The organism is Streptomyces sp. CB02058 (assembly GCF_001905505.1).
GTDB lineage: Bacteria > Actinomycetota > Actinomycetes > Streptomycetales > Streptomycetaceae > Streptomyces.
This window is the reverse complement of sequence record NZ_LIPG01000001.1, coordinates 563,319-580,133: the sequence shown is the minus strand read 5'-3', so window position 1 is coordinate 580,133 and position 16,815 is coordinate 563,319. Positions and strand designations below refer to the sequence as shown.

12 protein-coding genes are annotated in these 16,815 nt (G+C 72.8%); 3 read left to right on the top strand and 9 right to left on the bottom strand.

Annotated features, from left to right (window positions below; genetic code table 11):
* Positions 1 to 177: 177 nt before the first annotated feature.
* Positions 178 to 927 carry an RDD family protein gene (locus AMK10_RS02825; protein WP_073744412.1) on the top strand — a complete coding sequence of 250 codons (750 nt, stop codon included), beginning with the start codon at positions 178 to 180 and terminating at the stop codon, positions 925 to 927.
* 83 nt (positions 928 to 1,010) lie between these two features.
* Here the strand turns inward: AMK10_RS02825 and AMK10_RS02820 are convergent, their stop codons facing one another.
* From AMK10_RS02820 to purN, 3 genes are all read right to left on the bottom strand, one after another.
* On the bottom strand, positions 1,011 to 2,453 hold the full coding sequence (locus AMK10_RS02820) for a DUF2079 domain-containing protein (RefSeq protein WP_241839489.1): 1,443 nt from the start codon (positions 2,451 to 2,453) through the stop codon (positions 1,011 to 1,013).
* 183 nt (positions 2,454 to 2,636) lie between these two features.
* Positions 2,637 to 4,190, bottom strand: coding sequence for a bifunctional phosphoribosylaminoimidazolecarboxamide formyltransferase/IMP cyclohydrolase (purH, locus tag AMK10_RS02815; protein WP_073744408.1), 1,554 nt, complete (start codon positions 4,188 to 4,190; stop codon positions 2,637 to 2,639).
* Positions 4,177 to 4,833 carry a phosphoribosylglycinamide formyltransferase gene (purN, locus tag AMK10_RS02810; protein WP_073744406.1) on the bottom strand — a complete coding sequence of 219 codons (657 nt, stop codon included), beginning with the start codon at positions 4,831 to 4,833 and terminating at the stop codon, positions 4,177 to 4,179. The genes purH and purN overlap by 14 nt, the downstream gene beginning before the upstream one ends.
* 239 nt (positions 4,834 to 5,072) lie before the next feature.
* Between purN and AMK10_RS02805 the strand changes: the two genes are divergently transcribed.
* Complete coding sequence (locus AMK10_RS02805; RefSeq protein ID WP_073744404.1) at positions 5,073 to 5,984, top strand: hypothetical protein; 912 nt, start codon at positions 5,073 to 5,075, stop codon at positions 5,982 to 5,984.
* A 37-nt stretch (positions 5,985 to 6,021) separates the two neighbouring features.
* Here AMK10_RS02805 and AMK10_RS02800 read toward each other — a convergent pair whose 3' ends face one another.
* The gene (locus AMK10_RS02800) at positions 6,022 to 7,944 is read right to left on the bottom strand and encodes a cell division protein PerM (RefSeq protein WP_241839488.1); all 1,923 of its coding nucleotides are present in this window, start codon (positions 7,942 to 7,944) and stop codon (positions 6,022 to 6,024) included.
* 131 nt (positions 7,945 to 8,075) lie between these two features.
* Between AMK10_RS02800 and AMK10_RS02795 the strand changes: the two genes are divergently transcribed.
* The gene (locus tag AMK10_RS02795; RefSeq protein WP_073744402.1) at positions 8,076 to 9,494 is read left to right on the top strand and encodes a helix-turn-helix domain-containing protein; all 1,419 of its coding nucleotides are present in this window, start codon (positions 8,076 to 8,078) and stop codon (positions 9,492 to 9,494) included.
* Positions 9,495 to 9,596: 102 nt separating this feature from the next.
* Here the strand turns inward: AMK10_RS02795 and sucD are convergent, their stop codons facing one another.
* From sucD to AMK10_RS02770, 5 genes are all read right to left on the bottom strand, one after another.
* The gene (sucD, locus tag AMK10_RS02790; protein WP_073744400.1) at positions 9,597 to 10,481 is read right to left on the bottom strand and encodes a succinate--CoA ligase subunit alpha; all 885 of its coding nucleotides are present in this window, start codon (positions 10,479 to 10,481) and stop codon (positions 9,597 to 9,599) included.
* Between the two features lie 21 nt (positions 10,482 to 10,502).
* Positions 10,503 to 11,684 carry an ADP-forming succinate--CoA ligase subunit beta gene (gene sucC, locus AMK10_RS02785; RefSeq protein ID WP_073744398.1) on the bottom strand — a complete coding sequence of 394 codons (1,182 nt, stop codon included), beginning with the start codon at positions 11,682 to 11,684 and terminating at the stop codon, positions 10,503 to 10,505.
* Between the two features lie 289 nt (positions 11,685 to 11,973).
* Positions 11,974 to 13,227 carry a VWA domain-containing protein gene (locus tag AMK10_RS02780; RefSeq protein WP_073744396.1) on the bottom strand — a complete coding sequence of 418 codons (1,254 nt, stop codon included), beginning with the start codon at positions 13,225 to 13,227 and terminating at the stop codon, positions 11,974 to 11,976.
* Positions 13,228 to 13,294: 67 nt separating this feature from the next.
* On the bottom strand, positions 13,295 to 15,610 hold the full coding sequence (locus tag AMK10_RS02775) for a DUF5682 family protein (protein ID WP_073744394.1): 2,316 nt from the start codon (positions 15,608 to 15,610) through the stop codon (positions 13,295 to 13,297).
* Positions 15,607 to 16,716, bottom strand: coding sequence for an ATP-binding protein (locus tag AMK10_RS02770; RefSeq protein ID WP_073744392.1), 1,110 nt, complete (start codon positions 16,714 to 16,716; stop codon positions 15,607 to 15,609). Before AMK10_RS02770 ends, AMK10_RS02775 begins: the two co-directional genes overlap by 4 nt.
* Positions 16,717 to 16,815 lie beyond the last annotated feature (99 nt).

Sequence of the window (16,815 nt, the reverse complement as noted above, 5' to 3'; positions counted from 1 at the left end):
CGGCGCACGCGATGTTGCACTTGGGCAACAGCCAGTCATATCGACTGGACAAACTTACGTGCCGCTTATAACGATGATGGCCGCAGTGCCGCAGAAGTACCGGGGGGCGGACCACTGACCTTTCTTTCCTCCGTGCGGCCGCGTCGTCCCCGCTTGCACGTTGGAGGAACCGCCCAGATGAGTTTCGGCGACCCGAACCAGAATCCGAACAACCCGTACGGCCAGCAGCCGCCGCAGGGCCAGCCCGGTTACGGCTACCCGCAGCAGGCCCCCCAGGGCGTTCCGCCGCAGCAGGGGCAGCCGGGCTACGGCTACCCGCAGCAGCCGGGTGTGCCGCCGCAGGGCCAGCCCGGCTACGGCTACCCGCAGCAGGCCCCGGGGACGATCCAGGCCAACAGCGGTTACATCAACGTGCCGGCCCTCGGCACGGTCCAGGTCGCCTCGATGGGCCGCCGCCTCGGCGCCCGCGCCATCGACGGTGTCGTCATCGGTGTGCTGTACGGCATCCTCAGCGCGATCGGTCTCGCCGGCGCCCTGGGCATCGCCGAGAGCGCGGACGACTGCGGCTCGTACATGGACCCCGGTTACCAGGACTGTGTCAACGAGGCCAGCGCCGGCATCATCGCCACGATGCTCGGCATGGTGCTGATCTTCGCCCTGATCACGCTGCTCTACGAGTGGCTGATGATCTCCTTCCTCGGCGCCACCGTCGGCAAGATGGCCGTTGGCCTGCGTGTGGTCAAGGAGAACACCGGTCAGAACCCGGGCATCGGCGCGGGCTTCATCCGCTACATCATCCCGATCGTCGGCGTGTTCCTCTGCTACATCGGCGCGCTGCTCGTCTACCTGTCGCCGTTCTTCGACAACTCCGGCAAGCTGCAGGGCTGGCACGACCGTGCCGCGGGCACCCTGGTGATCAAGAAGTAGTACGCAACGCGGTTCAGCCGTCACGAAGGGCCGGAGAGATCCGGCCCTTCGTGCTGTCCGGGGTCCCGGCACGCCGCACCGCTCTACCGGTAGGCGTCGGGCTCCGGGCTGGTCCGCTCCATGACGACGAAGGTGCCCGCCTCGTGCGTGATCCTGTAGCTCGCCTCGGGGTGGAGCTGCTGGGCGTACTTCACCGGGTCGTCGATCGGCCGCGACCAGCCGAAGTCCAGGTTGATCGCGACGACGTCGGGGGCGGTGCCGGGCGCCCCTCCGACCCAGTAGACCGTGCGGTCCCCGGTCAGGTGTGCCATCAGCGTGATGTCGGTCTCCACCCGGGCGCCCTCCGGGATGGCGTCGAGCGCCTCCTCGGCGGCCTGCACGCGGGCGTCGGCGCGGTACGTCTCGGGGCGCAGCAGTTCGCGGAACGGAAGGTGCTGGGAGAGGGCGAGGGAGATGCCCAGGGCGACGGGCACGGCCGCGTTGGCGTACGAGACCAGCCAGGGCCGTTTCGATTCCCGGCTGCGGCGGATGCCGTCGGCCATGGCCAGGAAGACCACGGGCATCAGGATCGCGCTGTAGTGCCAGACCATCCCCCAGTGGTTGGAGTCCTGGGAGAGCAGGCGCCAGCCGATCGTGGGCAGGACGAGCAGGACCAGCGGGGAGCGCAGCGCCATGAAGGCGGTGATGCCGACGAGGAAGACCAGCATCTCGATCTTGACGGACGAGTCGAGGACCCCGAGCACGGAGTCGAGCGGGGAGACCTCCTGGCCGCCGTTCTCCTCGATCTTCTTCCAGTAGTCGTACGTTCCCGCGCTGCTGGCCGCCGGTATGAGCACCAGCACGGTCATGACGAACGCGACCACGCCGAAGGACGCCAGCAGGAAGCCCTGGAACCGCCGCCCGTAGATGGCCAGGAGCACGCCCACGACGGCCACGGTGACCCCGAGGTCCTCCTTGACCAGGACCAGCGGCAGCGACCACAGGACGGCGGCGCGCCAGCGCTCCATGAGCAGGGCGCGGCAGACCAGGGCCAGCAGCGGGACGGCGAGGGCTATCTCGTGGAAGTCCGCCTTGACGGCCTCCTGGAGCCCCCAGGACAGCCCGTACGCGACGGTGACGCAGAGACCGGAACGGCCGCCCAGGAGCTGCTGGACGGTGCGGCCCACGATCACGGCGGAGGCGGCGAACAGGGCGGCCTGGGCGAACAGCAGGGCGACGGCCGACGGCCAGATCCAGTAGAGCGGGACCAGGAGCGCGACCAGGGGGCTGAAGTGGTCGCCGAGTATCAGATAGCCGGGGCCCTTGATGTCGACGACCGGGGCGTCGAACCCGGCGTACGCGCGCACCTCCTGCTCGAAGATGCCCAGGTCCCAGGAGGGCGACTGGAAGTGGCTGTACCTGAGGTAGGCGTACAGGAAGTAGACCGCGCACAGGACGACGGCCGCGATCAGATACGGGCGCAGTGGTGCCGGGTGCGGTGCACGCGCGGCCGGCTCCTCGGACACGCCGGTTCCGCCCTGGTTCAGATCAAGCACGATGCCCCCGCAACGGAATCCCTCACCTGTCACTGCCGGTCGCACCGGTCCCGCCCGCTACGGTCCGGCAAGGCCATTCATTAGAACAGAGTGACGACCGGATTCCGTACGCCGGGACGCACCGCAGGCCGTACCCGGGCGGGTACGGCCTGCGGTGGTGCCACGACCTGTGTGTCAGTGGAAGAAGTGACGCGTGCCCGTGAAGTACATGGTCACGCCCGCCTTCTTCGCGGCCTCGACGACCAGCTCGTCGCGGACCGAGCCGCCCGGCTGGGCGACGGCCTTGATACCGGCGGCGGTCAGGATCTCCAGGCCGTCGGGGAAGGGGAAGAAGGCGTCGGACGCGGCGTACGAGCCACGCGCCCGCTCCTCGCCCGCCCGCTCGACGGCGAGCTTCGCGGAGTCGACACGGTTGACCTGGCCCATGCCGACGCCGACCGAGGCGCCGTCCTTGGCGAGCAGGATCGCGTTGGACTTCACCGCGCGGCTCGCCTTCCACGCGAAGGCGAGCTCCCTGAGCTCCTCGGCGGAGAGCGCCTCGCCGGTGGCGAGGGTCCAGTTGGCCGGGTCGTCGCCGTCGGCCTGGAGCCGGTCGGTGACCTGCAGCAGCGCGCCGCCGTCGATCGGCTTGACCTCGACCTCGGCGGACGGGGCCTCGGGGGCGCGCAGCACGCGGATGTTCTTCTTGCGGGCGAGGACCTCGACCGCGCCGTCCTCGTACGCCGGGGCGACGATGACCTCGGTGAAGATCTCCGCGACCTGCTCGGCCATCTCGACGGTCACCGGGCGGTTGACGGCGATGACGCCGCCGAACGCGGACAGCGGGTCGCAGGCGTGCGCGTTGCGGTGCGCCGTCGCCACGTCGTCCGCGATGGCGATGCCGCACGGGTTGGCGTGCTTGATGATCGCGACGCACGGCTCGGCGTGGTCGTAGGCGGCGCGGCGGGCGGCGTCGGTGTCCGTGTAGTTGTTGTAGGACATCTCCTTGCCGTGCAGCTGCTCGGCCTCGGCGAGGCCGCCCTCGCCGGAGGTGTAGAGCGCGGCGGGCTGGTGCGGGTTCTCGCCGTAGCGCAGGACGTTCTTGCGCGTGAAGGTGTCACCGAGGAACCCGGGCAGACCGGAGTCGCCGTCGGCCGCGTAGTCCGCCGCGAACCAGGAGGCGACGGCCACGTCGTACGCGGCGGTGTGCTGGAAGGCCTCGCCGGCGAGGCGCTTGCGGGCGGCCAGGTCGAAGCCGCCGGCCTCGACCGCGGCCAGGACGTCGGCGTACCGCTCGGGGCTGGTCACGACCGCCACGGACGGGTGGTTCTTGGCGGCGGCGCGGACCATCGAGGGGCCGCCGATGTCGATCTGCTCCACGCACTCGTCGTCGGAGGCGCCGGACGCGACGGTCGCCTTGAACGGGTACAGGTTGACGACCACCAGGTCGAACGGCTCCACGCCGAGCTCGGCGAGCTGCTCGCGGTGGGAGTCGAGGCGCAGGTCGGCGAGGATGCCGGCGTGCACGCGGGGGTGCAGCGTCTTGACGCGGCCGTCGAGGCACTCGGGGAAGCCGGTGAGCTCCTCGACCTTGGTGACCGGAACCCCTGCGGCTGCGATCCTCCCGGCGGTGGAGCCGGTGGAGACCAGCTCGACACCCGCCTCGTGCAGACCGCGGGCGAGGTCTTCGAGCCCCGTCTTGTCGTAGACGCTGACCAGGGCGCGACGGATGGGCTTATTCACCGACATGACCGAGATGAACCTTTCGTCCCTCAATGCGATAGCCGTCACGGGCGAGCCGCCCCACGGCCTCGACGAGCAGCTTGCGCTCGACTTCCTTGATGCGTTCGTGGAGGGCGGCTTCGCCCTCCGCCGTTTCCTCTTCGGTCACCTCGACCACGCCCTGCGCGATGATCGGACCGGTGTCGACGCCGTCGTCGACGAAGTGGACGGTGCACCCGGTGACCTTCACGCCGTACGCGAGCGCGTCGCGGACGCCGTGAGCACCGGGAAAGCTGGGGAGCAGGGCGGGGTGGGTGTTGACGACACGGCCGCCGAACTCGGCGAGGAAGCCCTTGCCGACGATCTTCATGAACCCGGCGGACACGACGAGGTCCGGGCGGTGCCCGGCCACGGCCGCGGTCAGGGCCGCGTCCCACGCGTCGCGGCTCTCGTACTCGCCGAGCTTGCACACGAAGGTGGGGAGCCCGGCGCGCTCGGCGCGCTCGATGCCGACGGTGCCGTAGCGGTCCGCGCCGACGGCGACGATCCGGGCGCCGTAGCCCTCGGGGTCGTCACCGATCGCGTCGAGCAGTGCTTGGAGGTTCGTGCCTGAGCCGGAGACGAGCACGACCACACGGGCCGGAGCGGCGGAAGGGGGCGGGGAGGCCACGGCAGGGCCCTTTCTCGCGTGGTGGAGCGGATACGCGATGTACAGGAGGTGCGTTTGTATGGTCGTACGAAAGAGGCTCGTCCCCCGATACGGGGAACTCTACGAACGTTCCGACCGTCAGCAACGATACCGGCACTCCCAGCGGCCCCCACGGGACGGGGGCGTGACCGAGAGGTAGCGTCAGGGGACAGGGAACCGCCCCCGGGCGGAAATGACGAGATGGGGAAGACGTTCACCACATGCCGGACCGCCTCCGCACCGCCCTTGGCCACCCGCTGCCCGAGCGGGCATCCACGCTGATGCGGGAACGCCAGTCCTCTTCGCCGGACTCCTCGTCGGGCTCGGGTTCCTCGACGGGGTCTTCTTCGGGGGTCTCCGGGTCCTCCTCAGGGTCCTCCGACGACAATCCGTTCGCCGCGCCTCCCGAGGACCGGCCCGACCAGCCCTGGCAGCCCCGCCACCCGTCCCACACGCCGGGGAACCACAGCAACGGCGGGAACGGCGACAGTGGCGAGGGCCGCCCCGACGACCGGCCGGTCTGGGGCAGCCAGTGGAGCGACCGGCAGCCGGGCCGGCAGAGCGGCGGCTTCGGCGGGCGCCCCGGCGGGACCGGTGGGCCCGGCGGCCAGGGCGGCGGACCCGAGGGCAGCCCCGGCGGGCTCCGCTGGGACCCGACGGACCCCGCCCAGCGGCGCGCGCGCTACGCGGTGCTGGGCGGCATGTGGGCGTTCTTCTTCGCCCTGTTCGACTTCCCCGAGATCGCACTGCTCCTCGGCGCGCTCTCCGTGTACTGGTCGATCAGCGCGCTGCGCGGCGGCCCGCGCAAGACCCCGGCGGCAGGCGCCGCGGGCACGGGCGCGGCGGCGGACGCGAGCGGTCCCGACCGGACGCCCGCCCCCGCGCAGCCCGGCACCCCGCCCGGCGCCCCGGGCGCCGCGCAGTACGCCGGGCGCCAGCAGACGACGGCGGCCGTCAGCGGCCTCGTGACGGCGCTGCTGGCCCTGGCGATCGTCGCCACGGGCTACACGGTCCAGCTGGTCTACCGCGACTACTACACCTGCGTGAACGACGCGCTGACCAAGTCCGCCGCCGTCTCCTGCAACGACAAGCTGCCCGACCCGCTGGAGCCCTTCTTCGGCGTACGGGAGTAGCTCCGCCCGTCCCCCGCAGCCCGCCGACTCCGCGTGATCACCGCGGAGCGGAATCCCGGCCGGAATCCGAGTGCCCCTGGGCACCCGGGTCCCGGCCGGTCGGCTCTTCGGGACCGGACGGGGACGGGGCCGCGGTGCCGGACGCGGTGTCGGGTGCGGACGCTTTGCCGGACGCCGACGGGGTGCCGGGGACGGGCGCGGCAGCGGGTGCCGTGCCGGAGCTCCGCGCCGTGACGGGGCCGGGTGCCGTTCCGGGTCCGGACGCGGTTCCGGGTGCCGAGGCGGCCGGTCCGGAGGCCGGTGCGGGCGTCGACGCCGGTTTCGCCCCGGAGGCCGGTGCGGGCCTCGATGATGGTTCCGCCCCGGGCAGCGGCGCCGCGGCCGGCAGCGGGTCCGGCCCCGGGAGGCCGGCCATCAGGCCCCCCGAGTTCTTCTTCAGCGCGGCCCAGCGCGCCTGCCGCGCACCGTCCTCGTGCCACGGGTCGGCCGACAGGAACTCGTACGGATCGGAGTCCTCGTCCGCTCCCCCGAGCCCGGGCCTGTCCGCCGCGCCCCGCTCCGCCTTCCTCCGGTCCGCCTTGCGCTCCGGCTTTCCTTCCGCGGGTTCGGCCCCGGTCTCCGCGGGTTCCGCCTTCGCCGCGTCCCACCGCCATCCCCACCGCTGCTCCCGCAGCCGCCAGGCCCTGATCAGCAGCGCCGCCGGTACGCCGACCACGGCCGTCCACACGAGGGCCGCAGGACCGACCAGCCACCAGACGGGGCCGAACTCCGCCAGCGCCCCGGTGCCCAGGGGGCCGCCCGCTGCCGCCGCGAGCGCCGCGGCCCCGGCCCCGCAGCCGACGGCCGCCAGCCCTGCCACCAGGGCCGTGTGCCCCTGGCTCCACGCCTCCTCGCGCGCCCCGCGCACCGGCGCCGCCCCCCGCGCGGTGAACCGGGCGACGGCCAGGGCGGCGAGGACCGGCACCGCGACCGCCGACCAGTTCACCGGCGTACCCGGGCCGTGGGAGGGCACCGCGGCGAGCAGCGGGAACTCCGGCAGCGCGGGAGGCCCGGTGAAGGCGAGGGGGGTGGCCGTGGACGCCGTACCGAGGGCGAATCCCGGCCCGAGCCCGTAGGCGGCACCCCACATCGCGGCGTTCGGCACGAGGGCCGCCGCGAGCAGCAGTACGGAGACCCGGCCCGCCCAGTCGTCCGACAGCCCGACGAACGACTCCCGCGCCGCCCCCGCGTGCCACATCAGCGCCCCCGCGACCAGCACCGCCCCGCCGCCGAGCAGCACCAGTACTCCGGCGGCGGCGGACCGCAGGGCCGTACCGGCCTTGGCCCGGAAGCGGGTACGGGCGGCGGCCTCCTGCACGCTCAGCGGTGCCCAGACCAGCAGCGGGGTCAGCGGGCGTCCCCGCGCGGCCCAGACCCCGGCGGCTGCCGCACCGGCCACCACGCAGGCGACGGGGAAGCCGAGCGAGGCCCGCTCGGGGGAGAGCCCGCCGCCCCGCGCGTACTCCGCCGCCGCCAGCACCACCAGGAGGTATCCGGCGCTCACCGCACAGAAGACACCGACCGCCGAATGCCTGCCCGGCGTCTCCTCCCCCGTCTCCGCGGTGTCCTCGCCCACGCCCTCCGGGTCGGGGTCCGCCGAGTCCCTGGCCGCCCGGTGGATGAGCCACACGGGCAGCGCGACGAGCAGCAGCGGCACGGTCGCCACGGGCGACGGGTGTCCGCCGACGGTGTCGGCCCTGACCAGTTCGGCGCCGTGGGCGAGCAGCCAGAGCGAGGTCGCCACATGGAAGGCGCCGTCCGGCCCGCTGTCGGGGTACGGGGAGCTGATCCACAGCATCATGACCAGGACGGCCAGCGAGCCGAGCCCGAGTCCCGCGGCGATCATCCCGCGCGCGAACGCGGAGACGAGTGCGACGGACCTGCTTCGCTCGGCGGGCAACATCGTGCTGCGCTCGGTCACTTGGGTCACACGGCCATGCTGCCAACGACACGCCCTTATTCCGTGTAACGGGCGAATGGCCGCTGTGTCGCTCAATATACGTTTATGTGCTTTTTCACCCAGTGCAGTGCCCTCGGGGACGGAGGCCGGGCATGACACGGAGCCCCGCCGGCCCGGCCGCCGCCGCCCCGCTGCCCTCCCCCGTGGAGCGCCGCAGACTGCGCGAGGCAAGGGCACTGAGTGAGGAACAGGTGGCGGCCGCCGTGGGCGTCACGCCCGCCACGGTCCGCGCCTGGGAAACAGGGCGCGCGAGCCCACGGGGCCGCCGGCGCAAGGTCTACGCCAGGCTGATCGGCTGCGCCGAGGAGCGTCCCGCGCCGCCCCCCTCCGTCGAAGCCAACGGGAGCAGCACGATGTCCCCGACCGAGCCCGGCACCGGCGCCGCCGAGGGCGCCCCGACCGCATCCGTGACCCCTGAAGCGGACGGACCGTCACCGGACAGCCCGTCAGCCGCCCTACCCACCAAGCCCGCCGTACCCGCCAAGTCCGCCGTGCCTGCCAAGTCCGCCGTACCCGCCAAGTCCGCCGTGCCTGCCAAGTCCGCCGCATCCGCCGGTGAAGGCCCACGCCCCGAGGTGCCCGCGCCGGACGGTCCGTCACCGGACGCCCCGAAGGCATCCGCGCCGGACACCCCGGACACCCCGGACCCGCAGGTGCCGGGAAGCGCGGAGAGCCCGCAGAGGCCCGGGGGCCTCACCGCGGAGGAGGCGTTCGACGCGCTGTACGCCTGGGCCGCGCCCGGCCTCACCCGTCAGGCCTATCTGCTGACGGGCCGTCGGAGGCTTGCCCGGGAGGCGGTCGAGCACGCGTTCAGGATCGCCTGGCAGCGCTGGCCCGAGGTGGCCAGGGACCGGGACCCGGCGGGCTGGGTGCGGGCGGCGGCGTACGAGTACGCGATGTCGCCCTGGCACCGGCTGCGCCGCACCCACCGCCACCCGGACGCACTGCCCGAGGACCCGGCACGGCGCGCACTGCTGGACACGCTGCTCACTCTGCCGCCTTCGTCCCGCCGTACCCTGCTGCTCCACGACGGCGTGGGCCTGGGGCTGCCCGAGACCGCCGCGGAGACGGAGGCCAGCACCCCCGCCGCGGCGAACCGGCTGATCAACGCGCGGGCCGCCGTCGCCGAGCGGCTGCCGGAGCTGGCGGAGCCCGGGGAAACCGGCGGCCGGTCCGAGGTGCTGCACCAGCGGCTCGGCTCGCTCGCCCTCGGCGAGGACGTGCCCGAACCGCCGTCGGCCCCGGCCGTGCGCGCGGGCGGCGAGCGCGTCGCGCGGCTCTGGACCCGGGCGGCGATCGGTTTCGCGGTGCTGCTCGTCGGGACGACGGCGTTCACGCTGCAGACGGCCCCCACCCAGTACGAACAGCCGCTGTATCCGGCCGAACGGGTCGGCGGCGTACCTCCACGGGGCGGCCCCGAGAAGCTGACGCCCCAGGACCTGAAGCTGCAGAAGGCTCTGCGGGGCGAGCTCGCACACGGACCGGAGCGCCTTGTTCCGGAGATTCCCTGACCTGCGGCTCCGGAGTCGACGCAAACGGCGCGGGCCCGCACCCCCTGCGAGGAGGGTGCGGGCCCGCGCCGTGCCGCTGAGCGGCGGCCGAGCGCTGAGCGGTCAGCCGCCCAGGATCTCGCGCGCCAGCTTGGCGGTCTCGGTCGGCGTCTTGCCGACCTTGACGCCGGCGGCCTCGAGGGCCTCCTTCTTCGCGGCGGCGGTACCGGACGAGCCGGAGACGATGGCGCCGGCGTGGCCCATGGTCTTGCCCTCGGGGGCGGTGAAGCCCGCGACGTAACCGACGACCGGCTTGGTGACGTTCTTCGCGATGAAGTCGGCGGCACGCTCCTCGGCGTCGCCGCCGATCTCGCCGATCATCACGATGAGGTCGGTCTCGGGGTCCGCCTCGAACGCCGCGAGGGCGTCGATGTGCGTCGTGCCGATGACCGGGTCGCCACCGATGCCGACGGCGGACGAGAAGCCGATGTCACGGAGCTCGTACATCATCTGGTAGGTCAGCGTGCCGGACTTGGACACGAGACCGATGCGGCCGGGCTTGGTGATGTCGCCCGGGATGATGCCGGCGTTGGACTGGCCGGGGGTGATCAGGCCGGGGCAGTTCGGGCCGATGATCCGGGTCTTGTTGCCCTTCGAGCCGGCGTACGCCCAGAAGGCGGCCGAGTCGTGGACGGCGATGCCCTCGGTGATCACGACGGCCAGCGGGATCTCGGCGTCGATCGCCTCGACGACGGCGGCCTTCGCGAAGGCCGGCGGCACGAAGAGGACCGACACGTCGGCGCCGGTCTTCTCCATCGCCTCGGCGACGGACCCGAATACGGGTACCTCGGTGCCGTCGAAGTCGACGGAGGTGCCCGCCTTGCGGGGGTTCACGCCACCGACGATGTTGGTGCCGTCGGCCAGCATGAGCTTGGTGTGCTTCATGCCCGTGGCGCCGGTCATCCCCTGGACGATGACCTTGCTGTCCTTGGTGAGGAAGATAGCCATGGTGTTGGAGTCCCTCGTCCCTTACTTCGCAGCCGCGGCGAGCTCGGCGGCCTTGTCGGCCGCGCCGTCCATGGTGTCCACACGCTGAACGAGCGGGTGGTTGGCGTCGGAGAGGATCTTGCGACCCAGCTCCGCGTTGTTGCCGTCGAGGCGCACGACCAGCGGCTTGGTGACTGCTTCGCCCTTGGACTTGAGCAGCTCCAGGGCCTGGACGATGCCGTTGGCGACCTCGTCGCAGGCGGTGATGCCACCGAAGACGTTGACGAAGACGGACTTGACGTCCGGGTCGCCGAGGATGATCTCCAGGCCGTTCGCCATGACCTCGGCGGAGGCGCCGCCACCGATGTCGAGGAAGTTGGCGGGCTTCACGTTGCCGTGGTTCTCACCGGCGTACGCGACGACGTCCAGGGTCGACATGACCAGACCGGCACCGTTACCGATGATGCCGACCTCGCCGTCGAGCTTGACGTAGTTGAGGTTCTTGGCCTTGGCCGCGGCCTCGAGGGGGTTGGCCGCGGCCTTGTCCTCGAGCTCCTCGTGGCCGGGCTGGCGGAAGTCGGCGTTCTCGTCGAGAGACACCTTTCCGTCCAGGGCCAGGATGCGGCCGTCCTTGGTCTTCACCAGCGGGTTGACCTCGACGAGGAGCGCGTCCTCGGCGACGAAGGTGTCCCACAGGGTCACCAGGGCCTCGGCGACACCCTCGGCCACCTCGGCCGGGAACTTCGCCTGGGCCACGATCTCGCGGGCCTTCTCGATGTCGACGCCGTCGACGGCGTTGACCGGGACCTTCGCGAGGGCCTCGGGGGTCTTCTCCGCGACCTCCTCGATGTCCATGCCGCCCTGCACCGACGCCATGGCGAGGAAGGTGCGGTTGGTGCGGTCGAGGAGGTACGAGACGTAGTACTCCGCCTCGATCTCCGGGGACAGCTCGGCGATCATCACCTTGTGGACCGTGTGGCCCTTGATGTCCATGCCGAGGATGTCGGTCGCACGTGCGACCGCCTCGTCCGGGTCTGCCGCCAGCTTCACGCCGCCGGCCTTGCCGCGGCCACCGACCTTCACCTGCGCCTTGACGACGGACTTGCCGCCCAGCCGTTCGGTCGCCTCGCGGGCTGCCTCAGGCGTGTCAATGACTTCACCGGCCAGCACCGGTACACCGTGCTTGGCGAAGAGGTCCCTCGCCTGGTACTCGAACAGGTCCACGCGCGTCCGTCCCTTTTAGTGGTCTCGCGGTTCGTTTTCTGCGTGGGCGTGCCGCGAGGGCAACGTGACTGCGCAGTCACTAGGGAGGCGCACACGGTGACCGGGTACGCGGCATGTCCATCCGGCAGGTTATCCCCCGCGCTCGTCCGGACCCTAAATTGCAGATCACACCTGAGCGGTGATACCGGTCACAGATCACGCTGGTGACCGGGGTGTCGTGGACAAAACGGCGTGTCGTACGAGTAGGGCCCGGACCGTCCGCGACGCAGTGCGGACCGCCTGGTTCCGCTTATCTTCCGGTATCGGGCACTGGCAGGGGACGCTTCTCGATCGCCGCCGCCATCACCTCCGGGAACAGGTCGGGAGTACAGGCGAAGGCCGGTACGCCGAGCGCCGCCAGCGCGGCGGCGTGCTCCCGGTCCCAGGAGGGCGCGCCCTCGTCGGAGAGCGCGAGCAGGGCGACGAACTGCACACCGGACGCCTTCATCTCGGCGACCCGGCCGATCATGCCGTCGCGGATTCCTCCCTCGTGAAGGTCACTGATGAGCACGACGACGGTGTCCGCCGGACGGGTGATCCTCGACCGGCAGTAGGCGAGCGCGCGGTTGATGTCCGTCCCGCCGCCGAGCCGGGTGCCGAACAGGACGTCCACCGGGTCGTCGAGCTGCTCGGTGAGGTCGACGACGGCCGTGTCGAAGACGACGAGCCGGGTCGACAGGGTGCGCATGGAGGCGAGGACCGCACCGAAGACCGAGGCGTGGACGACGGAGGCCGCCATGGAGCCCGACTGGTCGACGCAGAGGATGACGTCCTTCTTCACCGAGCGGTCGGTGCGTCCGTAACCGACGAGGCGCTCGGGGACGACCGTGCCCGCGCCTGCCGCTCCTCCCGCCTTCTCCTCCCCTCCGGTCCCACCGGCACCCGTGGCTCCGTCGGCCCCGGGGAGCGGCACGTAGTTCCTGAGGTTGGCGCGGATCGTGCGGTCCCAGTCGATGTCCCGCCCACGCGGCCGTCCGGTTCTGGCCGTGCGGTCCAGGGCGCCGGTGAGCGTCGCCCTCGTGCGGGTGGCCAGCCGGTGCTCCAGGTCGTCGACGACCTTGCGCACGACCGCCCGGGCCGTCTCCCTCGTGGTCTCCGGCATGGCCCTGCCGAGCGAGAGCAGGGTTCCGACCAGATGTACGTCCGGCTCGACGGCCTCCAGCATCTCGGGCTCCAGCAGCAGCGCGGACAGTCCCAGGCGGTCGATCGCGTCGCGCTGCATGACCTGGACGACGGAGCTCGGGAAGTACCGGCGGATGTCGCCGAGCCAGCGGGCGACGGACGGGGCGGAGGCCCCGAGCCCTCCGGAACGCTCGGCCGGCCCCCGGCCGCCCGGCTTCCTCGCGCCGCCCGGTCCGCTCCCGTCGCCGTAGAGCGAGGCCAGCGCCCCGTCCATCGCCGCATCACGGCCGGTGAGCTCCTGGCCCGTGGTCCCGGCGCTCTCCGCGCCGAGCACCAGCCGCCAGCGCCGCAGCCGCTCCTCGTCGGCGGGTGTCATGGTCATCGCCCCCTCCCCGTCCTCTCTCGTGTCCGCCGTCCTCGTGGGGGCCGTGCGTCCGTCCGCTCCCCGCTCATCCGGTCGCCGTCCGTCCCGTGGGGGTGTCGAGGCCGAGCAGCAGCCGGAGCACCGGGACCACCGCGTCGGCCCGCTCCTCGTCGTGTCCCTCGCCGAAGCCCGGGGCCGCCGCCCCGTCCGTGTCACGGATGCGCCCGGGATCCGGCCCTCGGCGGACGAGGTCGCCCAAGGTCCGGCGCACTCCCGGCTCGTAGGCCGAGAACGTACGGCGCAGCAGGGGCAGTACGCCGGTGAACTCCTCGGCCGGTATGCCCGTCAGCCAGGTGTCGACGAGCCCGAGGAGCCGCTCGTCGTGGACGAGCAGCATCCCGCCGCCGGTGGCCGCGCCGACGAATCCCTCGATCCATGCCGCCGCTTCGGCCGGCGGGGTGCCGGGCGAGAGGGTCAGGCCCATCAGCAGGGCCGCCTCGCTCTCGGCGAGCAGTCCGTCGTCCAGCAGGAGTCGTGTGGCGCGGCCCCGGATCACCCCGGCGACCGTGTCCCTGGCGGAGAGCCTGCGCAGGGCGCCGGCCCAGCGCTCGGACAGGCCCTCGGCACCCGCGACATCCGCGAGCAGCCCCACGGCGGTGTGCACGCCTTCCACCCGGCCGCGCATCTCCGCCGCGCCGTCCGCGTCGAGGCCGGTGCAGGCGGGAGGCAGTCCGACGCGGACCCGCTCGGCGAGGCCGACGGCGACCTCTCCCAGGGCCGCGGTGTCCGTGGACCGCACATCCCCGTATCTGAGGGAGCGGGCCAGGGCGGGCAGTGCGTCGGCGAGGTGGCCGACGTCCGTGTCGAGGGCGGCCCGGTCGGCGAGGGCCCGCATCACGACGGGCAGCGCCTCGGTGAGCCCGGCCAGGAGACACCGCTCGGCGAGCGCGGTGACGGAGGCGAGCGACGCTGCCGATACGGCGTCCGCCTCGGCCCGCGCGGTCGCGGCGGCGAGCACGGTGGTGCCCCAGACCCCGGCTTCCGCGATCCGCACGAAGAGCTCGGGCTCCCAGCGCAGCCGCCAGCTCTCGCGGAAGGTGCCCGTGCTGCCGCGGCCCGCCGCGGGTGTGCCCCAGTCCACCCCGAGGAGCCTCAGCCGGTGCAGCAGTCTGCTGCGGGCGGCGTCGGTGTCCTTGCGGAGGTCGAGGTCCAGCTCGCGTCCCTCCGCCTCGGGCCGGAGCCGCAGGGTGCGCTGCTGTCTGTCCAGATCGCGCTGGAGGGGGACGGCCGGGGCGCCGTCCGGGACCTCGCCGAGGGTCTCGCCGACGACGAGCCGGTCCCGCACGAGGGCGAGCGGCACGTCGGACCCCTCGCACATGACGGCCCGGACCGCGTCGGTGGCCTCGGTCAGACCGACGGCCGGGCGGTCGCGCAGGGCGGCCAGCGTCCCGGCGAGCCGGACGGCCTCGATGACATGCGCGGAGGAGACGGGCATGTCCTCCTCGCGCAGCAGTCCCGCGACCTTCGTCATCCAGCGCTCCACGGGCCGGTCGGGCGAGCCGAACAGATGGCCGTACCACCCGGGGGACTCGATCCCCGCGCCGTATCCGCTGTGCCGGGCGAGCCGGCGATGGGTCCAGGGCACCCAGGTCAGTTCCGTCCGCACCTTGGGGATTCCCTTGAGGAGGGACCTGTCGGCGGCGACGGTGGTGCGTGCGGCGAGCGCGGGAACGTGCCACGCGCCGCACACGACGGCGATGCCGTCGCCGAACTCCTTGCGGGCGGCCCGGAGCTGGAGGCGCATGCTCGCCTCCCGGACGGCGTCCTGGGGGTGCCCCCCGTCGCCGTACGCCTCGCGCAGCGCCGTCATCGCTTCGGCGAGCGCGGCGAAGGGCGCGAGCGGGTCGGCGGGCCGTCCGTCAGCCGCGCGGTGCTCGACGACGTCCTCCCACCAGCGCTCGGGGTCGTCGTGACCCGCGGTCCCGGCGAGTGTCCCGATGGGATCGACGATCCGTCCGTCCTGCCCCGGCTGCCTCTGCGCGCACTCCGTCATCGCCAGGGAGTTGGCGGCGGGGAGGTCCGCGAAGCGCACGGGAACGCCCTGCGCCAGAGCCCAGCGGATCGCCACCCACTCGGGAGAGAAGTCGGCCATCGGCCAGAACGAGGCGCGCCCCGGGTCGTCCACGGCATGGGCGAGCAGCGCGACCGGCGGCCGCATCCGGGGGTCGGCGGCGAGCGGCAGCAGCGCGTCGGCTTCGGGCGGCCCCTCGATGAGCACCGCGCGGGGCCGTGCGGCCTCCAGGGCCGCGTGGACCGCGCGCGCGGAGCCCGGGCCGTGATGGCGCACCCCGAGCAGCAGCGGTCCCCCGGACGCGGTGGATGCCGGGGCGCGGGGCGTCATGCGGCCGCCTCACGGCAGGCGCGGTAGAAGTCCTTCCAGCCCTCGCGCTCCCGGACCACGGTCTCCACGTACTCCTGCCAGATCACACGGTCCGAGGCGGGATCGCGGACGACGGCGCCGAGGATGCCGTCCACCACGTCGCCGGGGCGCAGGACGCCGTCGCCGAAGTGGGCGGCGAGCGCGAGGCCGCCGGTGACGACGGAGATGGCCTCGGCCGTGGACAGCGTCCCCGACGGGGACTTGAGCTTGGTACGGCCGTCCGTCGTCACTCCGTCGCGCAGTTCGCGGAAGATCGTGACGACGCGCCGGATCTCCGCCAGGCCCTCGGGCGCCGCGGGCAGGTCGAGCGCGCGTCCCGTCTGGGCGACGCGCCGGGACACGATGTCCACCTCGTCCTCGGGTGTCGCGGGCAGCGGGAGCACGACGGTGTTGAAGCGGCGGCGCAGGGCGCTGGAGAGCTCGTTGACCCCGCGGTCGCGGTCGTTCGCCGTGGCGACGAGGTTGAACCCCCGGACGGCCTGGACCTCTTGGCCGAGCTCGGGGACCGGGAGCGTCTTCTCCGACAGGATCGTGATGAGCGCGTCCTGCACATCGGCGGGGATACGGGTGAGCTCCTCGACACGGACGGTCATGCCTTCGGCCATGGCCCGCATGACGGGGCTGGGCACCAGGGCCTCGCGGCTGGGGCCGTCGGCCAGCAGTCGTGCGTAGTTCCACCCGTAGCGGACGGCTTCCTCGGGGGTGCCCGCGGTGCCCTGGACGAGCAGGGTGGAGTCCCCGCTGACGGCCGCCGCGAGATGCTCGGACACCCAGGTCTTGGCGGTGCCCGGCACACCGAGCAGGAGCAGGGCACGGTCGGTGGCGAGCGTGGTCACGGCGACCTCGACGAGGCGGCGCGGTCCTACGTACTTCGGTGTGATCAGGGTGCCGTCGGGGAGTGTCCCGCCGAGCAGATAGGTGGAGACGGCCCAGGGCGAGAGCTTCCAACGGGCGGGCCTGGGGCGGTCGTCGGCGGCGGCGAGCGCCTTGAGCTCACCGGCGAAGGCGTGCTCGGCGTGCGGCCTCAGGGCTTCGCCGGCTGCGTCGGTCTGTTCGGACACGGTCATGGATCCCCCTCCGGATCGGTCGATCCGATGCGGTTTCCACGGTGCACCATGCCACTGACAATCGGTCCCGGCCGTGCGGCCGGGACCGATGCGGAGCGG

Coding starts and splice junctions, on each gene's coding strand:
- AMK10_RS02770 (WP_073744392.1), bottom strand. CDS start 16,716: ATGACCGTGTCCGAACAGACCGACGCAGCCGGCGAAGCCCTGAGGCCG.
- purH (WP_073744408.1), bottom strand. CDS start 4,190: ATGTCGGTGAATAAGCCCATCCGTCGCGCCCTGGTCAGCGTCTACGAC.
- AMK10_RS02825 (WP_073744412.1), top strand. CDS start 178: ATGAGTTTCGGCGACCCGAACCAGAATCCGAACAACCCGTACGGCCAG.
- sucD (WP_073744400.1), bottom strand. CDS start 10,481: ATGGCTATCTTCCTCACCAAGGACAGCAAGGTCATCGTCCAGGGGATG.
- AMK10_RS02780 (WP_073744396.1), bottom strand. CDS start 13,227: ATGACCATGACACCCGCCGACGAGGAGCGGCTGCGGCGCTGGCGGCTG.
- AMK10_RS02795 (WP_073744402.1), top strand. CDS start 8,076: ATGACACGGAGCCCCGCCGGCCCGGCCGCCGCCGCCCCGCTGCCCTCC.
- AMK10_RS02805 (WP_073744404.1), top strand. CDS start 5,073: ATGCCGGACCGCCTCCGCACCGCCCTTGGCCACCCGCTGCCCGAGCGG.
- AMK10_RS02775 (WP_073744394.1), bottom strand. CDS start 15,610: ATGACGCCCCGCGCCCCGGCATCCACCGCGTCCGGGGGACCGCTGCTG.